A 24,391-nucleotide genomic window follows, 5' to 3' on the forward strand; every position below is an offset into this window, starting at 1 on the left:
CGGCCTCAGGGTTTGGCGAAGCGCAGGGTGACCGGCATGCCCTGGCGCAGCGCGTCGTCGGCGTCGGTGACGATCACCCGCAGGCGATACACCAGATCGGTGCGCAGATCCGGCGTTTCAACGCTTTTCGGCGTGAATTCCGCGGTCGGCGAGACGAAACCGATCTTGCCGTGGTAAGGCTTGTCGGGGCGGCCGTCGGTGTAAATTTCCAGCTCGGTGCCGGGCACCGCCTGGTTCAGGCTGGTCTCGTTGACGTAGGCGCGCACCCACACCGGCCGGGTCAGCGACAGGGTGAATACTGTGCCGCCGGCGCCGAGCATGGTGCCCGGCTCCACCGCGCGGGTCAGCACCGTGCCGGCGGACGGGGAGACCAGCGTGGCGTCTTGCAGATTCAATTGCGCCTGCGCCAGCGCCGCTTCGCTTTGCGCCACGTCGGCCTTGGCCTGTTCAATCTCTTGCGGGCGATTGCCGCTGCGGTATTGCGACAGCTTGTCCTTCGCCGCTTGCAAATTGGCCTGCGCCTGATTGCGGGCGGTGCGCGCATCTTCCAGCGCGTCGGCGGACGTGGCGTTTTTCGCCCACAGCCCTTGCTGGCGCTTCAGGAAGCTGTCGGCGTAGGCGAAGGCGGACTGGCGCTGCGCCATTTCTGACTGCACCTGGGCGATCTCTTCGGTGCGATAGCCGGCCTGCAGCAGCGACAGTTTGGCACGCGCGCTGCCGACGTTGGCCTCGGCCTGCTGCAGCGCGTTGCGATAGGGGGCATCGTCCAGTTTGCCGAGCAGTTGGCCCGGCTGAACGGCATCGCCTTCATCCACCGTCAGCGACGCCAGGCGGCCGTCGACGCGGAAGCCGAGGTTGACCGTGCGGATATCGACGTTGCCGTACAGCGTCAGCGGCTTATCCTGCTGCTGTTGGTAATGCCAGACCGCGTAAGCGGCGGCCGCGATCAGCAGAATTAACAACACGATCAAGGCACTGCGTTTTTTGTTCATAACACTCCCTGCCTGAATTTACGCGCCGTGACGTTGGCGCAGCCCAATAACCAAAATCTCGATATGCTCGCTCAGCACCGCCGCGATCTGCGCAGCTTCACTTTCACCAATCTCTTGCCAGCCGGCCTGACGGCGGATGGTCTCTCGCGCTACGCGGAACGACAGCACCTCGCCGATCAGCGCGTGGGTATGCAGCACCAGGCGAGTGGCGTGCTCGTCAATGCCGGTGGCGGCAGACAGCAGGCGGCACAGCCGCTCGTGCATCGGCGCGATCACCTGGCGGTGGATCAGCGGATAGGCCTCGGTCGGGGCGAGCTGTTCGCGCGACATGATTTTGCTCAGGTTCAGCGTGTGCGGCTGGGTCATCAGCTCGCTGAAGGCCAGCAGGCCGCGCTGCAGCAAGCGTAGCGCCGCGTCGGGTGAGCGTTGTTCGGGCGCTTCTTGCCCAAAGCGATCGACCTCTTCGGCCAACGGGGCGAACGCCTGCTGAATGAAATCGGCGAGCGACTGCGCTACGGCCAGATACAGCCCCTCTTTGGAGCTGAAGTAGTAGGTGATGGCGGCGATGTTCTGGCCGGCGCGCTGGGCGATATCGCGCGTGGTGGCGCCCTGCAGGCCGAATTCGCCGAACAGTTCGGTCGCCGCGGCGAGCAGTTGCCGGCGCGTTTGCTCGCCGCGCGCCCGGCCGGCGGCCTGATGAGGTACGGAAGCTGGCATGGGTCACGCTCGAAGTTAATCAATCATATGATTAACTTTATGCCAGATTGTCTAAAACGCAACCGCTAACCACAATGAGTTATGTGATCGGCTTCAGACAATGCTGAATTTACGGCAGATTGTGCTCTGGGTGCGTAAAAGTGCTTTTTATTGCGCGACTTCTGTTACAATCGCCGCCTGGTGCACTGCAGTTTGTGCCAATCCCTCGTGGTCATGCTTAATGCCCCGTCTGATCATCCTCCCAGGAAACTGCACCGAACACCGTTAGGTTAGGGGGGATCTGGAGTTTTTCTCTTTATGTCATTTGAAACCCTCGGCTTAAGTGCTGAAATTGTGCGCGCTGTTGAAGAACAGGGCTATCGTGAACCGACGCCAATCCAGCGTCAGGCTATCCCTGTCGTGCTTGAAGGTCGTGACCTGATGGCCAGCGCCCAGACCGGCACCGGTAAAACCGCCGGTTTTACCCTGCCGCTGTTGCAGCTGCTGAGCAAGCATGACCATCCGGTCAAGGGCCGTCGCCCGGTGCGCGCGCTGATCCTGACGCCAACCCGTGAGCTGGCGGCGCAGATCGGCGAAAACGTCGATGCCTACAGCAAACACCTGCGCCTGCGTTCGCTGGTGGTGTTTGGCGGCGTGAGCATCAACCCGCAGATGATGAAGCTGCGCGGCGGCGTCGATATCCTGGTGGCGACGCCGGGCCGTCTGCTGGATCTGGAGCATCAGAACGCGGTTGACCTGTCCAAAATCGAAATTCTGGTGCTGGATGAAGCGGACCGCATGCTGGACATGGGCTTTATCCACGACATTCGCCGCGTGCTGGCCAAGCTGCCGGCCAAGCGCCAGAACCTGCTGTTCTCCGCGACCTTCTCCGACGACATCAAGGCGCTGGCCAACAAGCTGCTGCATAACCCGGCCTCGGTGGAAGTGGCGCGCCGCAACACCGCGTCCGAGCAGATTGAGCAGAGCGTGCACTTCGTCGACAAGAAGCGTAAGCGGGAACTGCTGTCGCAGATGATCGGCGAAGGCGACTGGAAACAGGTGCTGGTGTTTACCCGCACCAAGCACGGCGCCAACCATCTGGCGGAACAGCTGAACAAAGACGGCATCACCGCCGCGGCGATCCACGGTAACAAGAGCCAGGGCGCCCGTACCCGCGCGCTGGCCGATTTCAAAGACGGCCGCATCCGCGTGCTGGTGGCGACCGACATCGCGGCGCGCGGTCTGGATATCGACCAGCTGCCGCACGTGGTGAACTACGAGCTGCCTAACGTGCCGGAAGACTATGTGCACCGTATCGGCCGTACCGGCCGCGCGGAGCGTACCGGTGAGGCTATCTCGCTGGTGTGCGTGGATGAGCACAAGCTGCTGCGCGACATCGAGCGTCTGCTGAAGCGTGAAATTCCGCGCATTGCGCTGCCGGGCTACGAGCCGGATCCGACCATCAAGGCCGAGCCGATCATCAACGGCCGTCAGGGTGGCGGGCGCGGCGCGCCGCGCGGCAACGGCGGCGGCCAGCGTTCCGGTAACGGCGGCGGTCAGCGCAGCGGTAACGCGAACGGCGGCCAGCGTGAAAACCGTGGCAACGGTAACGCCCGCCCGCAGGGTGATGGCCAGCGTCGTTCCGGCGCGCCGTCTTCGCGCCGCCCGCGCAACCGCAAACCAGCCGAATAAGCCTGATTGCTCAAAGAGTAAGCCGCCGATACGGGCGGCTTTTTTTTTGCCTGGCGGAACGGCATTTTCGTACTAGGCTGGACGGTGGCTACCCCTAGATTCCAGGAGACGGAGATGAAATTGAAGTGCGCAATTCTCGATGATTACCAGCAGGTGGCGCTCAAGATGGCGGACTGGTCGGCGCTGGCCGATCGGGTGGAGGTGTCGGCCATCAGCGCGCACTTTACCGATGAAGCGGAGCTGGCGGTGCATCTGCAGGAGTGCGACATTCTGGTCATCATGCGCGAGCGCACGCCGATGACCGCCTCGCTGCTGGCGCGGCTGCCGAAGCTGAAGCTGCTGATCACCTCCGGCATGCGCAACGCCGCTATCGATCTGGCCGCCGCCGCCGAGCGCGGCGTGGTGGTGTGCGGCACCGCCAGCGGCTCGGCCGCGCCGATGGAACTGACCTGGGCGCTGCTGCTCGGGCTGGCGAAGCATATCGTGCCGGAAAGCGTCGGGCTGCAAAACAATGGCCCGTGGCAGCTGGGCTTAGGCGTCACGCTGCAGGGCAAGACGCTGGGGTTGCTGGGGCTGGGCAAGATCGGCGGCCAGATGGCCCGGGTGGCGCAGGCGTTCGGCATGCGCGTGCTGGCCTGGAGCCAGAACCTGACGGCGGAACGGGCGGCGCAGGAGGGCGCTGAGCTGGCGCCGTCCAAGCGGGCGCTGTTTGAGCAGAGCGACTTTGTCTCCATTCACCTGGTGCTGAGCGATCGCAGCCGCGGGTTGGTGGGGCGTGATGAATTGGCGGCGATGAAGCCCACCGCGTACCTGATCAATACCTCGCGCGCGGGCATCGTCGATCGGGCGGCGTTGGTGGACGTCCTGCAACAGCGTAAGATCGCCGGCGCCGGGCTGGACGTGTTCGAGACGGAGCCGCTGCCGGCCGACGACGTGTTTCGCCAGCTGCCCAACGTGCTGGCGACGCCGCATGTGGGTTATGTGGCGGACGACAATTACCGCGCCTACTTCACCGAGGCGGTCGAGGACATTGCGGCGTTCCTTGCCGGCCAACCGATCCGCCGGCTGGGCTGACGGCATTTTTAATGCCCGCTGAGGCTTGTCTGGCGCGGGCATTCACCCGTATCATTGCGGGTCTTTTTTTAGCTGGGATTGGTCATGCGCGTATTATTGGCTCCGATGGAGGGCGTTCTCGATTCTTTGGTGCGTGAGTTACTCACCGAAGTGAACGACTACGATCTGTGCATCACCGAATTTTTGCGCGTGGTCGATCAGCTGCTGCCGGCCAAGTCGTTCTACCGGCTGTGCCCGGAGCTGCGTCACGCCAGCCGCACGCCGTCGGGCACGCTGGTGCGGGTACAGCTGCTGGGGCAGTATCCGCAGTGGCTGGCGGAAAACGCCGCGCGTGCGGTGGAATTGGGCTCTTACGGCGTCGATCTCAACTGCGGCTGCCCGTCCAAGCTGGTGAACGGCAGCGGCGGCGGGGCGACGCTGCTCAAAGATCCGGAATTGATCTACCAGGGCACCAAAGCGATGCGCGCGGCGGTGCCGGCCCATCTGCCGGTCACGGTGAAGGTGCGCCTGGGCTGGGACTCCTCCAATCGCAGCTTTGAAATCGCCGATGCGGTACAGCAGGCGGGCGCCAGTGAGCTGACGGTGCACGGCCGCACCAAAGAGGACGGCTACAAGGCGGATCGCATCAACTGGGCGGCGATCGGCGAGATCCGTCAGCGGCTGAGCATCCCGGTTGTCGCCAACGGCGAGATCTGGGATCACCAGAGCGCGCAGGATTGCCTGCAGGCGACCGGCTGCGACGCCATCATGCTGGGGCGCGGCGCGCTCAACGTGCCGAACCTGAGCCGGGTGGTGAAGTACAACGAACCGCGCATGCCCTGGCCGCAGGTGGTTGAGCTGCTGCAAAAATACGTCCATCTGGAAAAGCAGGGCGACACCGGCCTGTATCACGTGGCGCGCATCAAACAGTGGTTAGGCTATTTGCGCAAAGAATATGACGAAGCCACCGAACTGTTCAGCGAAATACGTGCGCTGACGACGTCCGGGGATATTGCGCGCGTCATCTGCCGCAGCTGAAAATAAACCCGCGCGCGGCGGGTTTATTTAAATCGGCATTATCAGGCGGCTTTATCAAGACGGTTTAATTCTATCTCGATATCCTGAATGGTTTTTTCCAGTCCTTCCAGACAGGCGCCCTGCTTATTCAACAGGTCGTTAATGGCTTCGGCGAATGCCTTATTTTTGCATTCCCCCTGATCGAAGGCCAGCCAGTGTGCGGAGAGCGTCTCGATATTCGACTGCGCGTAGTGGCGCATTTCCTTCAGCTGGGAAGCGACGTTGCGTAAATTATCCAGCTGCGCCTGTGCATTTGCATTGTTGCTCATGAATTTCTCCTTGAGTTGGCCGTTAAATAATTTCGACTGCGGGATCAAGCTTACCCTATTTAAATAAAAATATCACCCTGAGTGGTCTGGGTGGTTATTTTTGAGTGGGTGTGGCTATATTTATTGTTCGGCTGAACAAGGACTTGGGTGGAATTGTAAAAATAGATAAATACGGTGTTTTTGGCGATTATTTTCGGCCATCCCATACGGGATGACCGTTATTCTAACGCTTAAGAGTGATGCTTATTATGCCGCGTCCGCCAGCATAAACATGCCGTAGGGGTGAATTTCCAGATAATACTGCTCGCCGACGTTCGGTTGCAGGCGGGTGGCGTTAACCTGCAGCAAAATTTGCTGCCCGTGCCACGCCACCGTTACCTCATACTGCGGCCCCATGTAGGCGACATGTTCGATCACGCAGCGCTGGCTTTCATCGCCATGCTCGCTCAGCGTGATCGCCTCCGGGCGCACGCCCACCGTGCCGGCGCCCTGGGCGGCAAAGTGCGCGGGGCGCGGCAGACGATAGCCGCTGATATCGACATGGTCGGCGCTGAAGCTGGCCGGGAACAGGTTGGCGTCCCCCATAAAGCTCGCCATAAAGCGCGAGGCGGGCTGCCGATAGAGATCCTGCGGCGAGCCCATCTGCATGATATGCCCCTTGTTCATCACCAGCACGGTGTCGGAGACCGCAAAAGCCTCGCTCTGATCGTGGGTGACGTACAGCGACGTGATATCAAACTGCTTTTGCAGCTCGCGGATCTTTTCACGCATGCTGCGGCGCAGGTTGGCGTCGAGGTTGCTCAACGGCTCGTCGAACAGCAGCACTTTCGGCTTGAGGATCAGCGCGCGCGCCAGGGCCACGCGCTGCTGTTGGCCGCCGGAGATCTGATCGACATAGCGATCGTCAAACCCCGCCAGATCCACCATCGCCAGCGCTTCCTGCACGCGCGCTTTTACTTCGGCACGCGGGATGCCGAGCATCTTCAGGCCATAGCCGACGTTTTCCCCCAGTGACATATGCGGGAACAGGGCATAAGACTGGAACACCATGCAGATATCACGCTGCTGGATGGAACGATGGGTAACGTCTTCACCATCAATGAATATCTGCCCGTCGCTCGGCTTTTCCAGCCCGGCGACCAGGCGCAAAATGGTGGTCTTGCCGCAGCCGGAAGGGCCGAGCAGCGTCACCATTTGCCCCCGCGGGATGGTGAGCGTGATGTTATCGATTACCGTGTTGTTGCCGAACCGTTTGGAGACGTTGCGCAGTTCAACGAAATTTTTCTGGCTCATCATGGGCTCCATTACGCCTGGTTTTTGGCTTTTGAACGGGAGATGCGTGCCTCGCCGATCAGCCAGTCAAAGAGGAAAATAATCGCCAGCATCACCACGATCAGAATTGAACCGTAGGCGATCGCCACGCCGTATTCGCCGTCTTCCACGCGGTTGAGGATGTAGGCGGTGGCCACGCGGGTATCGGGCGTCACCAGGAAGACGATGGCGCTGACGGTGGTGATGGCGCGCACGAAGCTGTAGATCAGCGCCGACAGGATCGCCGGGCGCAGCAGCGGCAGCAGGACGTGCGTGATAGTGCGCAGCGAGCCGGCGCGCAGGCTGAGCGAGGCTTCGTCCAGCGATTTGTCTATCTGGCCCAGCCCGGCGATCCCGGCGCGAATGCCCACCGGCACGTTGCGCATCACCATCGAGATAATCACGATGGCGGCCGTGCCGGTGAGGTACACCGGCGCGCCGTTAAAGGCGAGAATGTAAGAGACGCCCGCCACGGTGCCCGGCACCGCAAAGCACAGCATGGTGGTGAACTCGATGGTCTTTTTGCCCTTGAACTGCTGGCGCACCACGATCCAGGCGATCAGCAGGCCGAACGCGGCGGTGATCGGCGCGGCGATCCCGGCGTACAGCAGCGTATCGAGCAGCGAAGGCCACGCGCCGTCGCTCATGCCCTGGCCGAACAGCTTGATGAAGTTATCCAGCGTCAGCGTGTAATCCACCCCCCAGTTGACGGTGAAGCTGCCGTAGAAAATGCTGCCGTAAAGCAGGGCGTTAAAGGCTACCCACACCGCCAGCAGCGCGATCACGCTCCATACCAGCGTGACCGGCAGCGGCTGTACGTCGCCGCGATAGGATTTGCCGGACACGGTGACGTAGGAACGCTTGCCGATCCACATATACTGGATGCAGAACACCAACAGCGAGAACAGCAGCAGGAAGGCGCCGAGGGTGCTGGCGGCCTGATAATCGAGCTGTGAACCGGTAATGTAGAAATAGATTTGCGTCGCCAGCACGTCGAAGTTGCCGCCGAGCACCAGCGGGTTGCTGAAGTCGGCCAGTGATTGCACCACCACGATCAGAAACGCGTTGGCCAGCGCCGGTTTCAGCAGCGGCACGAACACGCCGTTAAAGGTTTGCCAACGGCTGGCGCGCAGGGTGTAGGAGGCCTCTTCCAGCGAAGGATGAATGGTCTTGATCGCGCCGTCGAGGATCATGAACGCCATCGGGGTGAACGCCAGCACCTGCGCCAGCCAGATGCCGGTAAAGCCGTACAGCCAGTTGGTGTTGGTCAGGCCGAACCAGGCCACCATCCACTCGGTCACGTAGCCGGAGCGCCCCATCATCAGCGTGACGCCCAGGCCGACGACGAACGGCGGCGTGACGATGGGCAGGATGGAGAAGATGCGGCCGATAATGGCGCTGCGCTTGGCGATGCGGGTGGTGTAAATCGCCAGCACCAGGCCGAAGAAGGTGCAGCCGGCGCCTACCGCGATCGACAGGGCGATGGAGTTGAGGATCACCTGGACGATGTGCGCCTGCGACAGCACATTCATAAACGCCAGCGGCGCGAAAGCGCCCGTCTGGTCGGTGAACATCGGAATGAAAATCGCGATGCTCGGCCAGACGATGAAGACGCCGATCAGCGCCACGATGGTGACCAGCGCGCCGATAACGAAACGGTCGCCGCCCAGCCAGTCGAGGCGGGTCAGCGCCAACGTCATGATGGCGCCCAGCGCGGTCAACTGCACCAGGGTGGCGTAGCCTAAACCGCGCCCCGCCAGCGTGGCGCTGACGACGATAAAGGCCATGCACAGCAGCGCCCAGCCGGCGTCGAACGCGTGGCGCCGCCGCCGTTCACCGCCCGCCGCAGCGTAAGGGCGCAGCAGCAGCAGGCTCGGCAGCAGGCACCAAAGCCAGCTGATATTGCGATTTGACCAGCCGTAGGCCGCGAGGATCTCTTCGCCGGTGGACTCCAGCAGGCCGTAATCCAGGCTCCAGCTCGGCAGCAGGGCGAACGCCAGCCAGCCGAGCAAAACCCAAAGGAATATCGCATCTCGTTTTTTCACGAGATGGAGTGCATGTGTATGTGACATAAGTTTCCCGGATGTTCAGGCCGGGCAAACCGTGAGGCTTACCCGGCAACAGGCGCAGAATGTGGGCTTATTTACCCATCTTGACTTCGCTGACCCATTTGTTGATCAGCGCCTTGCGGACCTCGGTCGAGCCGTACTTGTCCATGTCGTAGTTGATCAGCTTCAGGTCGTCGAGCTTCAGCGAGTTCGGCGAGGTGTCGGCGGTGGTATTGGTCAGGATCTGATAGGATTTGCCTTGCTTCCACGCCAGCTCCTGCGCCTCTTTCGACAGCACCCAATCCACGAACAGCTTGGCGTTGTCGAGGTTGCGTGCGCCTTTGAGGATGCTGACGCCGCCGATTTCATAGCCGGTGCCTTCGCAAGGCGAGATCAGCTCCAGCGGCGCGCCCTGTTCCTTTTCGAGCGAGTAGTCATGCAGGAAACCGATGCCGATCGCCGTTTCACCGCGGGCGGCGTTGCGCGCCGGGGCAATGCCGGACTTGGTGTACTGCGAAACGTTGGCGTTCAGCTGCTTGAGGTAATCGAACGCCTGATCGTCTCCCCACAGCTGGGCAAAGGTCGCCAGCGCGGTGTAGGCGGTGCCGGAGCTTTGCGGATCGGCGATTTGAATCTCGCCCTTGTATTCCGGCTTGGTCAGGTCTTTCCAGCATTTTGGCACCGGCAGGTTTTTCTCTTTCAGGCGCTGGGTGTTGACGCCGAAACCGAGAATGCCGACGTAGACCGCCGAGGAGTAGTTGCCTTTCAGCTTGGCCGGATCGCGGAATTGCGTCATCACCTGTTCGAGGTTCGGCGATTTGTACGGCTGCAGCAGCCCCATTTCACCGGCCTGGGATTGCGGATCGAGCGTGCCGCCGTACCAGACGTCCGCCTGCGGGTTCTTCTTCTCGGCATCCACTTTCGCCAGCGTGCTGCCGGATCCGTTGCGGATGAACGAGGTTTTCACGTCATATTTCTCGCCGAAGGCTTTGGTTTCCGCTTCGCACATTTCATTGGTGGCGCTGCAGTAGACCACCAGGCGGCCCTTGGCGTGCGCGCCGCCACTCAGAGTCGCCAGCGCGATGCCGGACGCTATCAGGGTAGTGACCCACGTTTTTTTCATTGTTTTATCCTTCTCTCGGTAGAGGTGGTAACGCTCGCCATCAGCAGCGGCATCAGCAATAAACCCATAAGAACGGCGGCGATGGACAGCAAACTGAACATGCCCGACCAACCGTAGCCTTCGATGACCCGCGACAGCGGCCAGCCCGCCAGCGCCGCCCCCAGGTAGGCGAACAGGCCGAGAAAGCCGGTGATGGAGCCCGCGGCGCCTTTGTGCCCGCATTCCACGGCGGCGAGGCCAATCAACATCTGTGGGCCGAAGACAAAAAAGCCCACCGTAAAGAAACAGCCCGCCAGCAGCGCGTAGTGATGCACCGGCGCCAGCCACAGCGCGGCGACGGAAACCATCAGCCCGAGCGTGAACAGCAAAATCATCGGCGCGCGCTGCCCGCCGAACAGCACATCCGATCCCCAGCCGGCGAACAGCGCGCCGAGCAGGCCGCCTATCTCGAACAGCATCACCGTCGCGTTGGCGCTGAGCAGGTTGACGCCGTGGCTTTCCGTCAACCACAGATTGCCCCAGTCGTTCAAGGCGATGCGGATCAGGTAGACCAGCACGTAAGAGACGCCCAGCAGCCAGATCATCGGGTTCTTCAGCATCGTGGTGCGCAACATCCGCCACAGCCCCATCGGCGGGCTTTGCTGTTCCTGGCGCAGCTCCAGCGGATCGTGACGCCATCGGCCGACCGACGGCAGGCCTTCTTCCTGCGGCGTGCCTGTCAGCCGCCGCGTGAGCCAGAGGCCCAACACCATGCTGACGGCCCCCGGGATCAACATCGCCGCCTGCCAGCCCCAGCGCTGGGCGGCGAAGGCGCTGATCAGCGGCACGATCGCGCCGCCGAGGTTGATCGACATATTCCAGCAGCCCCACCAGAAGCCGCGCTCGTTGCGCGAATACCAGTGGGTCAGCAGCCGCGCGCAGGGCGGCCAGCCCCAGCCCTGAAAGAAGCCGTTCAGCGCCCAGACCGCCAACAGCAGCGTCAGCGATTCGCCGAAGGCGAACGCCACGTTCAGCACGCCGGTGGCGAACAGGCCGATCCCCATAAACCTGCGCTGCCCGTGGCCGTCGTGCCACAACCCGGCGGCGAATTTCGACAGGCCGTAGCTCAGATAAAACAGCGAGCCGAGCAGGCCGATGTCCCCTTTATCCAGCCCCAAATCCATTTGCAGCGCCGGCAGCACGTAATTCACGCTTTTGCGCGTCAGGTAAAAGGCGGCGTAGCCGATGACCATGTACAGCAGCAGTCGCGGGCGCAGCGCGCGGTAACGATGGTCGATTTCAGATGCCGAGCGTGTCTGCATAGCCGTCTCCCTGGTGATGACTATAAGAAGGTGAAAGGGAAAGGGGATGAGAGAAAGTCCGGACTGGCTAAGACTTTTTCCTAGTTAGTCGGCCGTTTGTTGCAAATTTGTGGGCAGGTTAACAATTACCCGCGTGCCGCGCTGCGTGTCCAGCGTCAGTTCGCCGCCGAGCGCGCTGACCCGTTCGCGCATCCCCTGAATGCCGAGGCCGGGCGCCTTGTCCGCACGGATGCCGATGCCGTTGTCCCGCACCTCGAGGTGCAAAAGTGCCCCCTGTTGATACAAAACGATGGCGACTTCGCTGGCTTCGGCGTGTTTGCACACGTTGTTGAGCAGCTCTTGCAGCAGCCGGTAGAGGGTGAAGCGCACCGTCTCGCCGGCGGGCGTGTCGATGAGCCGGTAGTCGAAACGGCAACGGATGCCCCGTTCGCTGAAGGCGAATTCATTCAGCAGGTGGTGAAGCGCGTCTTTGAACGCCAGTTCGTCCAGCGCGGGCGGGCGCAGCTGGCGCAGCAGCTGGCGCGTGGAGTGATGTATGCGCCGGGCGAGATCGGCTATCTGGTTCGCGGCGGCCTGGGTTTGTGCCGGATCGCGCGCCCGCTTGACCAGCTGCGACTGAATTTGAATGGCGGTGATGTTCTGGCCGATTTCATCGTGCAGCTCGCGCGCCAGGTTCTTTCGCGTGTCTTCTTCGGTGTGGATCAGTTTTTCGGTCAACGCCCGCCGCGCCGCCAGCTCTTCTTCCAGCCGTCGGCGATAGTGGTGCAGGTTTTGCGCCAGGTGCTGCTGACGGCTGATGGCGATGCCCAGACCGATGCCAAGCAGCGCCTGCGTCGCCAGAAAGATTTCCAGCTCGACCAGATTGCCGAACCCCACGCCGACCTGCCGCGCGAGGGTGATCATCATGCTGCCGAGCAGGCCGGACAGCACGCCGCCCTGCCAGCCGAACTTCCACGCCATCACCACGTTCGGCAAAAACACCACGATCAGCAGCAGGCGTTCGATTTCCGGCGACAGCACCATCTGGGTGCCGATGCCGATAACGAAAAACAGGCTGCACCAGATGATTAAGGACGCGCGCAGCGGCGGGTTGCTGGTGTCCAGCCCCAGCAGATGGTAGCGGTGCTGCTGGCGCAGAAATTCAAAAATCAGGTAGACGAACGGGGTCAGCAAGACGCCGCCGGTAAATGACGCCAGGCCGAGCAGCATCGCCGGGCTGTGTGCGAAAGGCGCAAGCAGGGCGGTATTGAGCAGCGAGGCGGCGGTCACTGCGGCCAGCAGCAGCGTCAGCCGTTGCCAGTAGAGCGGAAAACGGCGCCAGACCCGTTGCGCGAGAAGAGCCGGGATCAGGGTGATGAACGGGGCGGCCAGCAGGCCGTAGCCGCTCAGCAGGCGTTCGCCGTGCAGCCAGAACAGCAGCAGCACCGGCGGCGCTATCAGGGCGGGCCAATAGCGCCGCCCCAGCAGGATCAGCAGCGCGAGATAGACGCCGTGGGGCAGAAACAGCGCCGCCTGATTGCCGTTGTGGGTCAGGTAGAAACCGAGCGTCCACAGCATCAGCCAGCCGCTGCCCCAGGCCAACAGGATAAACAGCGAGATAACCCAGGGCCGGAAGCGGGGCGACATCAATGCCCCGCCAGCAGTTGATGGTCGAGGGCGAAATGCACCAGTTCAATGGTGCTGCTGCACTGCAGCTTGCCCAGGACGTTGGCGCGATGCACGTGCACCGTTTTGTGGCTGAGATCGAGCTTGAAAGCGATCTCCTTTACGCTGTCGCCTTTGACCAGCAGATCGAAGATCTCGCGCTCGCGCGGGGTCAACGCTTCCAGCGCCGCGGTCGGCTGCTCGCCGCCGCGCAGCGCCCGCAGCGCGTCGGCGCACAGGTAATGGCCGCCCATATCGACGGAGCGCACCGCCTGCACCAGTTCTTCCGGCCCGCAGCGTTTGGTCAGATAGCCGCTGGCGCCGGCATCCAGCGCGCTCTGCACGAAGGTCGGGGTATCATAGATACTGAGGATGATCGCGCGAAACTGCGGCTTTTGCGCCCGCAGGCGTTTCAACAGGCTCAGGCCGTTTTCATCCGGCATGGCGATGTCCATCACCGCGACGCTGACGTCGTCGCGCAGCAATGCCGGCCAGGCCGCCGCCGCGCTGCTGTATTGCCCCACCACGTCGAGATCGTCCTCGAGGCTGAGCAATTGCGCAAAGCCGGAGCGCACCACCACATGGTCATCCACCAGTATCACACGGATCATTTTTCGCACTCTGTTGCCGAATCATGGCCCTATGATGCCTGCCGCCGCGGTGCTGGCAATCAGCCAAGCGCGGTTATGCAATCGGTGTAACAGAATCGTAATAAAAGGGCGCCGCCGGCGCCGTCAACGCTCCAAATCGATGGCGAAATGCTGCCACAGTACGGCGCGCCGTTCCTCTTCCGAATGCAGCGTCGTTTCGTGGCGCTGGTGATCTTCGGTCACGATCAGCTTCATGTCGCTGAGGGTCACCCGGCCGTGCTCCGTCGGCCGTGAACACACCAGGCGCTGGGTGAAGTGCGACTGCGGCGAGGTGCTGTGGAATCGGCACATCTCGTCGAACTCGTGCAACTCGCGCGGCTGAACGGTAAAGCGATACAGCGTTTTGGCATGCGAGCGTTGGTCGCCGTTGCGGCGCTCCAGCAGGTAATACTCGCCTTCCCGCTCCAGGTGAAAGGTGCCGCTGGCCTGCGGTTGCGGCTCGGCGACGACGATCTTCAGCGGCGTCAGGAAGGAATCGCCAAAACCGACATCCACCAGCCAGGCCTGCCCCGCCAGATCCACCCGCAGCGCCAGATGATCGTAGGGCGGGCCGAAATGGCCGTCGCGCGCGCGGATCTCACCGGAGATGAAGCTCACCTTGAAACCGATCTCCCGCAGCAGCAGGGCGAACAGCGTATTCAGTTCATAACAGAAGCCGCCGCGGTTACGTTCGACCACCTTGCTGAACAGCGCCTCCGGCGCCAGCTGAATGCCCTGATGATAAATAATGCTCAGGTTCTCGAACGGTACGCTCAGCATGTGGCGATGGTGCAGCTGTTGCAACGTGGGGAGATCGGGGCGGGCGGTGCCGGCAAAGCCGATATGCTGCAGGTAGCGTTGGGTATCCACAGGGTGTCTCGCATGAGAAAAAGTAGGCATAAAATAGCGGGCTTTGCGGCGTTTGTGAGCGCATTACGTGCTGCGTTGTCACTGCTGCCGCAAACTGTCACTTGCCGGCGCTAGCCTGTTCCCCTTGAACTCAACTTTGCAGGAGAACGGCTATGCAAGATTTCAAACATCGGGTGGCGCTGGTGACCGGCGCGTCCACCGGCATTGGCGAAGCGATCGCCGCCGAGCTGTTTCGGCGCGGAGCCACGGTGGTGATGACCGGCCGCCACGCTGCGCCTCTCGCCGCCGCCGCCGCGCGGCTCGATCCCGACGGCCGGCGGGTGATGACGTTGCGGATGGACGTGCGCGACGCGCAGTCGGTGCAGCAGGGTATTGAAGAGATCGTGCGGCGCTGCGGCGCGCTGCACCTGCTGGTCAACAACGCCGGGATCACCGGCCCGCACGAGGTGGATATCGATCGGTACACGGTCGAAGATTGGCATGAGGTGATCGCCACCTGCCTGAGCGGCACGTTTTTCGGCATGAAGTACGGCCTGCCGGCGATCGTCGCCGGCGGCGGCGGGGCGGTGGTGAACCTCTCTTCCGCCAACGGCGTGGTGGGCATTGCCGGGATTGCGCCCTATACCGCCGCCAAGCATGGCGTGCTGGGCCTGACGCGCTCGGCGGCGCTGGAATTCGCTACGCGCGGCGTGCGCGTCAACGCCGTCGGGCCGGGTTATGTAGATACGCCGGCGATGGGGGAACTGCCGGCGTCGGCGCGGGCGCAGATGGCCGCTTCGCACCCGATGGGGAGAATGGCGACGCGGGAAGAAGTGGCGAAAACGGTGGCTTTCCTGCTTTCGGACGACAGCAGTTTCACCACCGGTGCGTTTTACAGCATCGACGGCGGTTATACCGCGTGCTGAGCCAGCGCCTGCAGCCAGCGGAGAAACGCCGCTGCGCCGGGTTTTTCCAGCGTGCGCGGCGGGTAAACCACGTAGTAGGGCTTGCTGAGCGGCAGCGCCGGTTCGGCCAGGGTGACCAGCCGGCCCTCCGCCAGTTCACGGGCGATCAGCCGCCGCTGGCCGAGCAGCACCCCGCGCCCTTGTACGGCGGCGTCGATGGCCAGCGAGGTCAGGTTATAGGTCAGCCCGCGCCGCGGCGGCGGCGACCGATCGGCGGCGGTGAACCACTCGTGCCAGCCCGGCAGAAACTGGCTCTCCTTGCCCCAGTCGACGTGGATCAGCGGCAGCTGCGTCCAGTCGCCGCGATCGCGCAGCGCCGGGCTGCATACCGGCTGCACCCGATCCTGAAACAGCTGCACCTTTTCCAGCAGCGGATAATCCTGATCGCCGAAGCACAGGGCGAAATCCGCCGCCGAATGGGCGAAATCGATCGCCGCATGGGTCGCGTGCAGCCGCAGATCGCCGTCGGGGTACTGCGCCAGCCAGTCGCCCAGCGCCGGATTCAGCCATTTAGACGCCAGCGCCGGCAGGGCGAACACCGTCAGCGCCTGTTTGCCGCGCTGGCGTTCGACGTGTTGCTGCGCGACGCGCAGCGTTTCAAACGCCTCCTGCACGTAGGCCAGGTAGTCCGCGCCCTGTTCGGTCAGCGTGACGCCGCTTTTGGCGCGAATGAACAGCGTGATGCCCAGATGTTGTTCGAGCTGGCGGATCTGCTGGCTGACTGCGGCGGCGGTCAGCGCCAGCGCATCCGCCGCACGGGCCAGACTGCCGGTGCGAGCGGCGGTTTCGAACGCCAGAATGGCGCTCAGCTTGGGCAAGCGCGCACGGGACGGTGAGTGCATGAGCAGGGCTTATCGCTAAGAATTCGTTAGCTTATCCATAACGTATTTTTGTTATGGCGGCAATGCGGCATTCGCTACAGTGAGAGGCATCCGGCTTTCGCACACGAGGGGAACGTCATGCCGCCACTTGCCGATATTATCGATCTGTCCACCCATCCCATCGATGACGCCGCGTTCCGCGCCCGCTGCCGACAAACGCTGGCGCGCGCCGGCGCGCTGGTGCTGCCGGGATTTCTGCGTGAAGCCGCGCTGGCGACGGTGCGGCTGGAGGGCGCTGAACAGCACCATGCGGCGTTTTACGCCACCAGCAAACACAACGTTTATCTACGGCCGCAGGACGACGCGCTGCCGGCCGACCATGCGCGCAACCGGCTGGTGTCGTCGTCCAAGGGCTGCATTACCGACGAGGATATTCCGCCGCAGTCGCCGCTGCGCGCGTTGTACGACGCTCCGGCGTTTCGCGCGTTCCTGTGTGCGGTGCTGGGCGAGGCGCAGCTGTATCCCTACGCCGATCGGCTGTCGTCGATCAACCTGCATTACGCCCATACCGGTCAGGAGCTGGGCTGGCATTTTGACAACTCCTCGTTCGCCATCACGCTGCTGATCCAGAAACCGCAGGCGGGCGGGCGCTTCGAATACGTGGAGAACCTGCGCGATGCCGATCGCGGCGAGATGAACTATGCCGGGGTCACGCAGGTGCTGGACGGCGAGCGGGCGGTCAAACGGCTGGCGATGGAGGAGGGGGATTTGGTGCTGTTTCGCGGACGCAACGCCATGCACCGGGTGACGCCGACCGAAGGCGACACCACGCGCATGCTGGTGGTGTTGGCCTACAATGCGCAGCCGGACGTGATGCTGTCGGAAAGCGCCCGAATGACGTTCTACGGGCGGTTATAGCGGATAAAAAAAACCGCCCTGGAGGGCGGTTTGTCGATTCAGCGTTGGCTCTGTTCTTCGTGAGCCTGCTGTTCCAGCTTCACTTCCTGCGCGCGTTTGCGCAGGCCGAACCAGCCCAGCGTCAGCAGCACCGCCAACACCGGAATGGTGGCGATGGTCCAGGTGCCGTTCGGGTAGTCGAAGGCCATCATCACCACCACGACCAGCAGGAACGCCAGCGTCAGCCAGGAGGTGAACGGCGCGCCCGGCATTCTGAACGACACCGGCTGCGCGCGGCCTTCGCGCACGGCTTTACGCAGGCGCATCTGGCAAACGATGATAAACGCCCAGGAGGCGATGATGCCCAGTGAGGCGATGTTCAGCACGATCTCGAACACCTGCGCCGGCACCAGGTAGTTGAGCACCACGCCGATCACATAGATGCCGCAGGTGACCAGGATGCCGGCGTAAGGCACCTGCTGGCTGCTCATTTTGGCCATCAGCTTCGGCGCGGAGCCGCCCATCGCCAGTGAACGCAGGATGCGGCCGGTGGAGTAGAGGCCGGAGTTGAGGCTGGACAGCGCGGCGGTCAACACCACGATGTTCATGATGGTGCCGATGTAAGGCACGCCCAGCTTGCTGAAGAAGGTGACGAACGGGCTTTGGCCGGCCTGATAGGCGTTCCACGGCAGCAGCAGCACCAGCAGCACCACGGAGCCGACGTAGAACAGGCCGATACGCCAGATCACGCTGTTGATCGCTTTAGGCATCATTTTGGCCGGATCTTTACACTCGCCGGCGGCGGTGCCGATAAGCTCGATGCCGGCGAAGGCGAAGATCACCCCTTGCACCAGCACCAGAGCAGGCAACAGGCCGTGCGGGAACATGCCGCCGTTTTCGGTGATCAGGTGCATGCCGGTAGTGTGGCCGGCGACCGGGGTGCCGGTGCCGAGGAAGACGACGCCGACAATCAGGAACAGCGCGATGGCGGCGACCTTGATCAGCGCGAACCAGAACTCCATCTCGGCGAACCACTTCACGCCGATCATGTTCATGGTGGCGACGATGCCGAGCGCGCCGAGGGCGAACAGCCACTGCGGCACGTCGGCGAAGGTGCCCCAATAGTGCATGTACAGCGCCACGGCGGTGATGTCGACGATGCCGGTCATTGCCCAGTTGAGGAAATACATCCAGCCGGCGACGTAAGAGGCTTTTTCACCGAGGAATTCGCGGGCGTAAGAAACGAAGCTGCCGCTGGAAGGGCGATGCAGCACCAGTTCGCCCAGCGCGCGCAGGATGAAGAAAGAGAAGATCCCGCACACCAGATAGACCAGCGCCAGCGCCGGCCCGGCCAGTTCGAGACGGCCGCCGGTACCGAGGAACAAGCCGGTGCCGATGGAGCCGCCGATGGCGATCATTTGGATTTGCCGGTTGCCCATGCTTTTGTGATAACCGGATTCATGAGAGTCTAGCCAGCGTCTTCTGGCGGCGTGTTTGTCATCCGCCGACTTTTTTTGTGAGTGCATTATCCGTCCTGTTTACCTGTCTATGTTAACCCTGCTCTTAATGAGAGCAAACGATTGCTATGACCAATCGTTATGAGAATGAGGTCGTGGCATCATTCCGCTGTTTATTGTGTATACAGCCATCATTAAAATAACGGCGAAGCATGCTACCTTTTCTCCGTAATGGTGGCAAAAAATACTGCGCATAAAACGTGAACAAGTGTGTTTATTTTTTAATCCAAATATAAAAGGATATATTATTCAAAAAGATGTGATGTTTTATCAAGACGGAAATATCGAAGAATAAAAAGTGATTAAAATCACAAAATAATAATTACCGTGCAAATTACAGGGTGTTGTTCTTATATTTCGCGACGAGAAATAAGAGGAAGGAAATGGCGACCCGCGCAGAAAATGGGATAAGCAACGGGTCGGTGGGGGCGTAACGAGTCTTAGGCCGACTCACCGGCCGGCAGGGCCGATGCGGGCAGGCCGAACAGCTTGTCGAACGCCCAGTTAAACAGGAAGGTGTAGCAAGGAATGATGACGATCAGCGCCATATCCAGCAGCAGCGCCTGCCACAGCGTGATGCCCATCCACCAGGCGATCAGCGGGATCAGATACACCACCAGCGTCAGCTGAAAGCCGACGGCGTGCAAAATGCGGCGTTTGAGCGTGCGGGTGCGTGACACCTGGCGGCTTTCCCACCACTCGAATAAATAGTTGTAAATAAAGTTCCAGCTGACCGCGATGGTGGTGATCACCACTGCCAGCGGCCCGGTGCTGCTCGGCGCATGACCCGACAGCAGCGCCAACCCCAGCGCCGAGATCGCCATGCCGATGATTTCATAAGCGGTGACATACACCAGTTTGCGTTTGACGCCTTGCATCGTTTTCTCCCGATCTGTTTTTAGTTGCCTCTGTGGCGACGGCGGCTAAGATAACGTCAATTACATTGATAGAAAAAGTCAGGAGCTGTCAGTTTTACTGACAGATAAAACAATGAATTTTTCCAGCGACAATATCGAACTGTTTTTGGCGGTGCTCGATCGCGGCTCGTTTTCCGCCGCCGCCCGCGCGCTGCGGCGCGTGCCCTCCGCCGTCAGCATGGCCATCGCCAACATGGAGGCGGAGCTCGGTTTTGCCTTGTTCGACCGTTCTCACCGTGAACCGACGCCGACTGCGCTGGCGCTGGCTCTGGCGCCGCACGCCCGCCTGATCGCCGGGCAGCTCAAGCAGCTGCAGGTGCACGCCATCGAACTGTCTCAGGGGCTGGAGAGTCGGCTTTCGATCGGCGTGGCGTCGGATATCAACGGCGCCGGCCTGCTGGCGGCGGTGAAAACGCTGTCGCAGCGTTATCCGCTGCTGAACATCGAAGTGCTCAGCGCGCCGCAGGACGACGTGTTGCACATGCTGCACGAGGGGCGCATCGGCGTTTGTCTGGCGTTCGGCGGGCTGAACGTCAACAGCGCGGAACAGTTCCACTTCGTCGGCGCGGAGTCGCTGGTGGCGATGCTGTCGCCGCAGCACCCGGCGCTGGACGGCGCGGCGGGTGAGCTGTTTCTCGAGGATCTGGTCAACGTGCGGCAGATCATGGTGGCCAGCCGCGATCTGCCGATCGGCGATCTGCGTCCGCAGGTGGCGGAGGCGTACTGGCGCACCGACAGCCTGCCGATGGCGCTGAACATGGTGGAGGCGGGCCTGGGCTGGGGCAACTTCCCGCTGTCGCTGGCCGAGCCGCTGCTGGCGCAGGGGCGGTTGGTGCGGCTGAAATTCAAAAACACCAAGAACGAGCTGCGCTTGCCGATGCATTTGATCTGGCTTAAGAATCGCCCGTTGGACAAGGCGGCGCGCGAGCTGGTCGAGCTGATGCGCGCGGCGCCGCAGGAAAGCTGACGCCCGCTGCGTTTGCTTACTCCGGGTGGCGTTTACGCCACCAGAAACGCACCAGCAGGATAGCGGCGATCGCCAGCGCGACAAACAGCAGGCTGGAGAGCTTTTTGTCGAAGCCGGTAACGAAGCGTTCGATCGCCTGGCCGCCAAAATAACCGAGCATGACGAAGATCGTCGCCCATAAAATGGCGCCGAGGATATTGAGCGGTACGAAGCGCGACGGCGGCAGGCGGCTGGCGCCGATCAGCACCGGGCCGATGATGCGGAAACCGTACATGAAACGCACCCCGATAACGAACAGCATCGGGTGGCGGGCGATCAGCCTTCTGGCGCGCGCGATGCGCTTTTCCTGCCCCTTGAGCCGCGAGATGACGCGGCCTTCAAACCGGCGGCCGGCGAAGTACAACAGCTGGTCTCCCATCATGCCGCCCAGCGCCACCACTGCGATCACCCACGGCCAGTGCAACAGCCCTTCATGAGCGGCGATGCCGCCCAGCAGCGTGATGGTTTCCCCTTCCGCCAGGCAGCCGATAAACAACGCCCAGTAGCCATAGTCCGTAATGTAGTGGGCCAAATCGGTCATTCCTTACTCCTTATGTGACTGACGCATAAGGGCAAGTATACGCCCGATCGCTAGCCTTGGGCGATCTGGGCCACCAACGCTCTGCGCTGCGCCAGACTTTCCGCCATTTGTGCCTGTACCCTGGCGTAAATGTGCGGCGGGGCCAATTCCGGCGTGCCGCCCTCGAACGGCGGGGCCGGGGCGTATTCCAGATAGAGCTGGATCATTTGGGCGGTCTCTTCGCCGTGCAGTTCGGCGATCAGCGCCAGCGCGAAATCGATGCCGGCGGTAACGCCACCGCCGCTGATCACGTTGCCGTCGCGCTCCACGCGCGCTGAGCTCGGCACGGCGCCGAACAGCTTCAGGCTGTCGCGCATCGACCAGTGGCAGGCGGCGCGTTTGCCCGGCAGCAGGCCGGCGGCGGCCAGGATCAGCGAACCGGTGCATACCGAAGTCAGATAGCGGGCATCGGCGCCCAGCCGCCGGATTTGCTGCATGAATGCTTTATCCTGCAGCGCCTGGGTGCAGCCGCTGCCGCCCGGCACGCACAGCACATCGCAGCGCGCGATCTCCGGCAGCGGGCGCAGCTGGGTGAAGTGTAAGCCTTCCGACTCGACATCCGCGCCGTCTACTGAAGCGACGATGATTTCCGCGCCCGGCATGCGGCGCAGAAACTGCAGTGGGCCGGTGAAATCGAGCTGGGTGACGCCTTGATAGATGGGAAATACAATCACGAGTGGTTCAGACATGACATTCGCCTCATTTTTATCGTTGGACCTGGGCCATAATAGCCGCCCTGCATTTGGCTGATATGACAGATAACCCTCAAAAAGCGCCATCATGAAAACGATCGGTTTTGTGGTTTTTCCCGGTTTCAACCTGCTGGACTTTGCCGGCCCGCTGGCGGCGTTCGATAACGTCAACCAGTTCACTGACCCGCCGGCCTACCGCTGCGTGGCGATCTCGCCGCAGGGCGGCATGGTCGCCAGCTCGGCCGGGGTGGAAATCGCCACGCAGCCGTGCGGCGACGAGCGTTTCGATACGTTGGTGGTGGCCGGCGGCAGCGGCAACGTGATGGCGGCACAGTCACCGGCGCTGGTGGCGTTCCTGGCCAACCAAAGCCGACGAGCGCGGCGTATCGCCAGCGTATGCACCGGGGCGTTTATTCTGGCGGCCTGCGGGCTGCTGGACGGCAAACGCGCCACCACTCACTGGTATCATGCGGCGCGGCTGCAGCAGAGTTATCCGCGTATCCGCGTCGACAGCAACCGCATTTTCATCCGCGACGGCGATATCTGGACCTCGGCGGGCATCAGCGCCGGCATCGATCTGGCGCTGGCGCTGATCGAGGACGATCTGGGCGCCACCCTGGCGGCGGCCGTGGCGCGGCAGCTGGTGGTCTATCACCGCCGCCCCGGCGGGCAGTCGCAGTATTCGCTGCTGCTGGCGTTGAACCCGTCGTCGGATCGCATGCGCGCCGCGCTGTCGTACGCGCGCGAACATTTGCACCAGCCGCTGTCGGTGGCGGATCTGGCCGACGCCGCCTGCCTGAGCGAGCGTCAGTTCGGCCGGCTGTTCCGCGCTGAAACCGGGCAGACGCCGGCCAAGGTGGTCGAGCAATTGCGGGTAGAGGCGGCCAGGGTGCGCATCGAAGAGAGCGCCGAGCCTCTGGAAGCGATCGCCCGTTCGGTGGGGTTCAGCGATCCGGAACGCATGAGGCGGGCGTTTATCCGCGTATTTGGCCTGTCGCCGCAGGCGATCCGCCGGCTCGGCCGCGCGGGATAACTTTTTTGCCACGCCTGGCGGCGGGGCACACCAGAGGAGCAACGGATGTATCAGGATTTTGAGAGCGAATTGAGCTGGGCGACGCGTCATATGCCGCGCACCCGGGCGGCGGTGGCGGCGTTGCCGGACCTGCACGGGGTGCGGCTGGCGTGCAATATGCACCTGGATCTGAAAATGGCGCCGCTGGTGGCCGGCCTGCTGGACAAGGGCGCGGCGATCTTTCTGACCACCTGCAATCCCACTACGGTGCAGGACGACGTGGTGGCCTGGCTGGAACGGCGGGGCGCGCAGGCCTATGCCTGGCGTGACATGAGCGCCGGCGAATGGTCGGAATCTTTCGATCGCGCGTTGGCCTGGCAGCCGACCCACCTGTGCGAAATGGGAGCGGATTTGACCACCCGTTTGCACCAATCGCCGAACGGCCCGCAGATCGTCGCCGGGCTGGAGGCCACCGGATCGGGCATCAATCGGTTAAACGGCGTGGCGCCGCGCTACCCGATCTTCAACTGGGACGATCTGCCGGTGAAAGAAGGGCTGCACAATCGGCATATGGTTGGGCTGACCGCCTGGCACACCTTCTTCCAGACCACCCATTTGACGCTGCATGAAAAGCGCGTGCTGGTGATCGGCTACGGTCTGGTCGGGCAGGGGACGGCGGCCGCGGCCAGGGCCTACGGCGGCCAGGTGATGGTGGCGGAAATCGACCCGGCGCGTGCGCTGCAGGCGCGTTATGACGGCTGGCAGGTGGTGGATCTGGCGAGCGGGGTCGCGCAGGCGGACGTGATCGCCACCGCGACCGGCGCGAAAAACGTGCTCTCGGCGCAGCATCTGCAACAGGCGCAGGACGGCGTGTTTATCCTCAACGTCGGCCACGTGGCGGAAGAGATCGACGTCGGCTTCCTCAAGGGCCTGCCGCACCACGAGCCGATGCCTTATGTGAACGCTTACCAACTCAATGAGAAGACGGTCTATTTGCTGGCCAACGGTTCGATGTTCAACCTGACCGCCGGCTACGGCGACAGCCTCAACGCCTTCGACGTCACGCTGGCGGTGATGGCGGCCGGCATCGGCCATATCGTCGGTGCAGGGGCGCGGCAAACGCCGGGGTTGTACCTGTTGCCGCAGTCGGCCTGGCAGCCGGCGCTGTAACTTTTTCTACGCGGGCGTTCATCCCAGAGCGCCCGCGGGCTGTGCCGATTTTCGGCCGACAGAATTTGTCACAAATCCGCCCTATAATCCCAGTGCCAAGCGCTGAACCCTCACATATAATTCGCTGAGT

At 62.4% G+C, this 24,391-nt stretch carries 23 protein-coding genes; 8 read left to right on the forward strand and 15 right to left on the reverse strand.

Features of this window, described 5'->3' with window-relative positions:
* Positions 1 to 5: 5 nt before the first annotated feature.
* Positions 6 to 992 (reverse strand): secretion protein HlyD, encoded by a 987-nt coding sequence (gene hlyD / locus ACJ8QF_RS01905; protein ID WP_099981677.1) that lies wholly within the window; start codon positions 990 to 992, stop codon positions 6 to 8.
* Between the two features lie 18 nt (positions 993 to 1,010).
* The gene (gene cecR, locus ACJ8QF_RS01910) at positions 1,011 to 1,709 is read right to left on the reverse strand and encodes a transcriptional regulator CecR (RefSeq protein ID WP_021503995.1); all 699 of its coding nucleotides are present in this window, start codon (positions 1,707 to 1,709) and stop codon (positions 1,011 to 1,013) included.
* 297 nt (positions 1,710 to 2,006) lie between these two features.
* Between cecR and rhlE the strand changes: the two genes are divergently transcribed.
* The 3 genes from rhlE (at position 2,007) to dusC (ending at position 5,471) form a co-directional block, all read left to right on the forward strand.
* Positions 2,007 to 3,380 (forward strand): ATP-dependent RNA helicase RhlE, encoded by a 1,374-nt coding sequence (rhlE, locus tag ACJ8QF_RS01915; RefSeq protein ID WP_075684764.1) that lies wholly within the window; start codon positions 2,007 to 2,009, stop codon positions 3,378 to 3,380.
* Between the two features lie 114 nt (positions 3,381 to 3,494).
* Entirely contained in the window at positions 3,495 to 4,454 is a 960-nt protein-coding gene (locus ACJ8QF_RS01920) for a D-2-hydroxyacid dehydrogenase family protein (protein ID WP_015377025.1), read from the forward strand.
* An 84-nt stretch (positions 4,455 to 4,538) separates the two neighbouring features.
* The gene (gene dusC, locus ACJ8QF_RS01925) at positions 4,539 to 5,471 is read left to right on the forward strand and encodes a tRNA dihydrouridine(16) synthase DusC (protein WP_099982050.1); all 933 of its coding nucleotides are present in this window, start codon (positions 4,539 to 4,541) and stop codon (positions 5,469 to 5,471) included.
* Positions 5,472 to 5,512: 41 nt separating this feature from the next.
* Here dusC and ACJ8QF_RS01930 read toward each other — a convergent pair whose 3' ends face one another.
* From ACJ8QF_RS01930 to ACJ8QF_RS01965, 8 genes are all read right to left on the reverse strand, one after another.
* On the reverse strand, positions 5,513 to 5,779 hold the full coding sequence (locus ACJ8QF_RS01930; protein WP_033642249.1) for a hypothetical protein: 267 nt from the start codon (positions 5,777 to 5,779) through the stop codon (positions 5,513 to 5,515).
* A gap of 246 nt (positions 5,780 to 6,025) precedes the next feature.
* On the reverse strand, positions 6,026 to 7,072 hold the full coding sequence (gene fbpC / locus ACJ8QF_RS01935) for a ferric ABC transporter ATP-binding protein (RefSeq protein WP_015377028.1): 1,047 nt from the start codon (positions 7,070 to 7,072) through the stop codon (positions 6,026 to 6,028).
* Between the two features lie 11 nt (positions 7,073 to 7,083).
* Positions 7,084 to 9,162, reverse strand: a complete 2,079-nt coding sequence (locus tag ACJ8QF_RS01940) for an ABC transporter permease (protein WP_118892343.1) — start codon at positions 9,160 to 9,162, stop codon at positions 7,084 to 7,086.
* A gap of 67 nt (positions 9,163 to 9,229) precedes the next feature.
* The gene (locus ACJ8QF_RS01945; RefSeq protein WP_033633861.1) at positions 9,230 to 10,261 is read right to left on the reverse strand and encodes an ABC transporter substrate-binding protein; all 1,032 of its coding nucleotides are present in this window, start codon (positions 10,259 to 10,261) and stop codon (positions 9,230 to 9,232) included.
* Complete coding sequence (gene uhpC, locus ACJ8QF_RS01950; protein ID WP_257214261.1) at positions 10,258 to 11,580, reverse strand: MFS transporter family glucose-6-phosphate receptor UhpC; 1,323 nt, start codon at positions 11,578 to 11,580, stop codon at positions 10,258 to 10,260. Before uhpC ends, ACJ8QF_RS01945 begins: the two co-directional genes overlap by 4 nt.
* Before the next feature lie 66 nt (positions 11,581 to 11,646).
* On the reverse strand, positions 11,647 to 13,188 hold the full coding sequence (locus ACJ8QF_RS01955; protein WP_442537222.1) for an MASE1 domain-containing sensor histidine kinase: 1,542 nt from the start codon (positions 13,186 to 13,188) through the stop codon (positions 11,647 to 11,649).
* Positions 13,188 to 13,817: a response regulator transcription factor gene (locus tag ACJ8QF_RS01960; RefSeq protein ID WP_274850850.1), complete on the reverse strand. Its 630-nt coding sequence runs from the start codon at positions 13,815 to 13,817 to the stop codon at positions 13,188 to 13,190. The genes ACJ8QF_RS01955 and ACJ8QF_RS01960 overlap by 1 nt, the downstream gene beginning before the upstream one ends.
* 123 nt (positions 13,818 to 13,940) lie before the next feature.
* The gene (locus tag ACJ8QF_RS01965) at positions 13,941 to 14,705 is read right to left on the reverse strand and encodes an arylamine N-acetyltransferase family protein (protein ID WP_265260863.1); all 765 of its coding nucleotides are present in this window, start codon (positions 14,703 to 14,705) and stop codon (positions 13,941 to 13,943) included.
* A 152-nt stretch (positions 14,706 to 14,857) separates the two neighbouring features.
* On the opposite strand from ACJ8QF_RS01965, the gene ACJ8QF_RS01970 reads away from it, so the two are divergent.
* Positions 14,858 to 15,610, forward strand: a complete 753-nt coding sequence (locus tag ACJ8QF_RS01970; protein WP_049187178.1) for an SDR family NAD(P)-dependent oxidoreductase — start codon at positions 14,858 to 14,860, stop codon at positions 15,608 to 15,610.
* Here ACJ8QF_RS01970 and ACJ8QF_RS01975 read toward each other — a convergent pair.
* On the reverse strand, positions 15,595 to 16,491 hold the full coding sequence (locus tag ACJ8QF_RS01975; protein ID WP_265260862.1) for a LysR substrate-binding domain-containing protein: 897 nt from the start codon (positions 16,489 to 16,491) through the stop codon (positions 15,595 to 15,597). The two genes, ACJ8QF_RS01970 and ACJ8QF_RS01975, sit on opposite strands and share 16 nt — an antisense overlap.
* A gap of 117 nt (positions 16,492 to 16,608) precedes the next feature.
* Between ACJ8QF_RS01975 and ACJ8QF_RS01980 the strand changes: the two genes are divergently transcribed.
* Positions 16,609 to 17,388, forward strand: coding sequence for a HalD/BesD family halogenase (locus ACJ8QF_RS01980; protein ID WP_265260861.1), 780 nt, complete (start codon positions 16,609 to 16,611; stop codon positions 17,386 to 17,388).
* 38 nt (positions 17,389 to 17,426) lie between these two features.
* Here the strand turns inward: ACJ8QF_RS01980 and ansP are convergent, their stop codons facing one another.
* Both ansP and ACJ8QF_RS01990 read right to left on the reverse strand, forming a co-directional pair.
* Positions 17,427 to 18,893 (reverse strand): L-asparagine permease, encoded by a 1,467-nt coding sequence (gene ansP / locus ACJ8QF_RS01985; RefSeq protein WP_004939697.1) that lies wholly within the window; start codon positions 18,891 to 18,893, stop codon positions 17,427 to 17,429.
* Between the two features lie 431 nt (positions 18,894 to 19,324).
* Entirely contained in the window at positions 19,325 to 19,762 is a 438-nt protein-coding gene (locus ACJ8QF_RS01990; RefSeq protein ID WP_004939694.1) for a PACE efflux transporter, read from the reverse strand.
* Between the two features lie 112 nt (positions 19,763 to 19,874).
* Here ACJ8QF_RS01990 and ACJ8QF_RS01995 point away from each other — a divergent pair, with 112 nt between their 5' ends.
* Positions 19,875 to 20,768, forward strand: coding sequence for a LysR family transcriptional regulator (locus tag ACJ8QF_RS01995; RefSeq protein ID WP_004939692.1), 894 nt, complete (start codon positions 19,875 to 19,877; stop codon positions 20,766 to 20,768).
* 16 nt (positions 20,769 to 20,784) lie between these two features.
* Here ACJ8QF_RS01995 and ACJ8QF_RS02000 read toward each other — a convergent pair whose 3' ends face one another.
* On the reverse strand, positions 20,785 to 21,348 hold the full coding sequence (locus ACJ8QF_RS02000) for a DedA family protein (RefSeq protein WP_015377041.1): 564 nt from the start codon (positions 21,346 to 21,348) through the stop codon (positions 20,785 to 20,787).
* Positions 21,349 to 21,398: 50 nt separating this feature from the next.
* Positions 21,399 to 22,076 carry a DJ-1/PfpI family protein gene (locus ACJ8QF_RS02005; RefSeq protein ID WP_265260860.1) on the reverse strand — a complete coding sequence of 226 codons (678 nt, stop codon included), beginning with the start codon at positions 22,074 to 22,076 and terminating at the stop codon, positions 21,399 to 21,401.
* Positions 22,077 to 22,167: 91 nt separating this feature from the next.
* Between ACJ8QF_RS02005 and ACJ8QF_RS02010 the strand changes: the two genes are divergently transcribed.
* The gene (locus ACJ8QF_RS02010) at positions 22,168 to 23,112 is read left to right on the forward strand and encodes a GlxA family transcriptional regulator (RefSeq protein WP_015377043.1); all 945 of its coding nucleotides are present in this window, start codon (positions 22,168 to 22,170) and stop codon (positions 23,110 to 23,112) included.
* Between the two features lie 45 nt (positions 23,113 to 23,157).
* Positions 23,158 to 24,261 (forward strand): adenosylhomocysteinase, encoded by a 1,104-nt coding sequence (locus tag ACJ8QF_RS02015; RefSeq protein WP_033633846.1) that lies wholly within the window; start codon positions 23,158 to 23,160, stop codon positions 24,259 to 24,261.
* Positions 24,262 to 24,391 lie beyond the last annotated feature (130 nt).

The organism is Serratia sp. CY81684 (assembly GCF_052166595.1).
Classification (GTDB): Bacteria; Pseudomonadota; Gammaproteobacteria; order Enterobacterales; family Enterobacteriaceae; genus Serratia; species Serratia nematodiphila.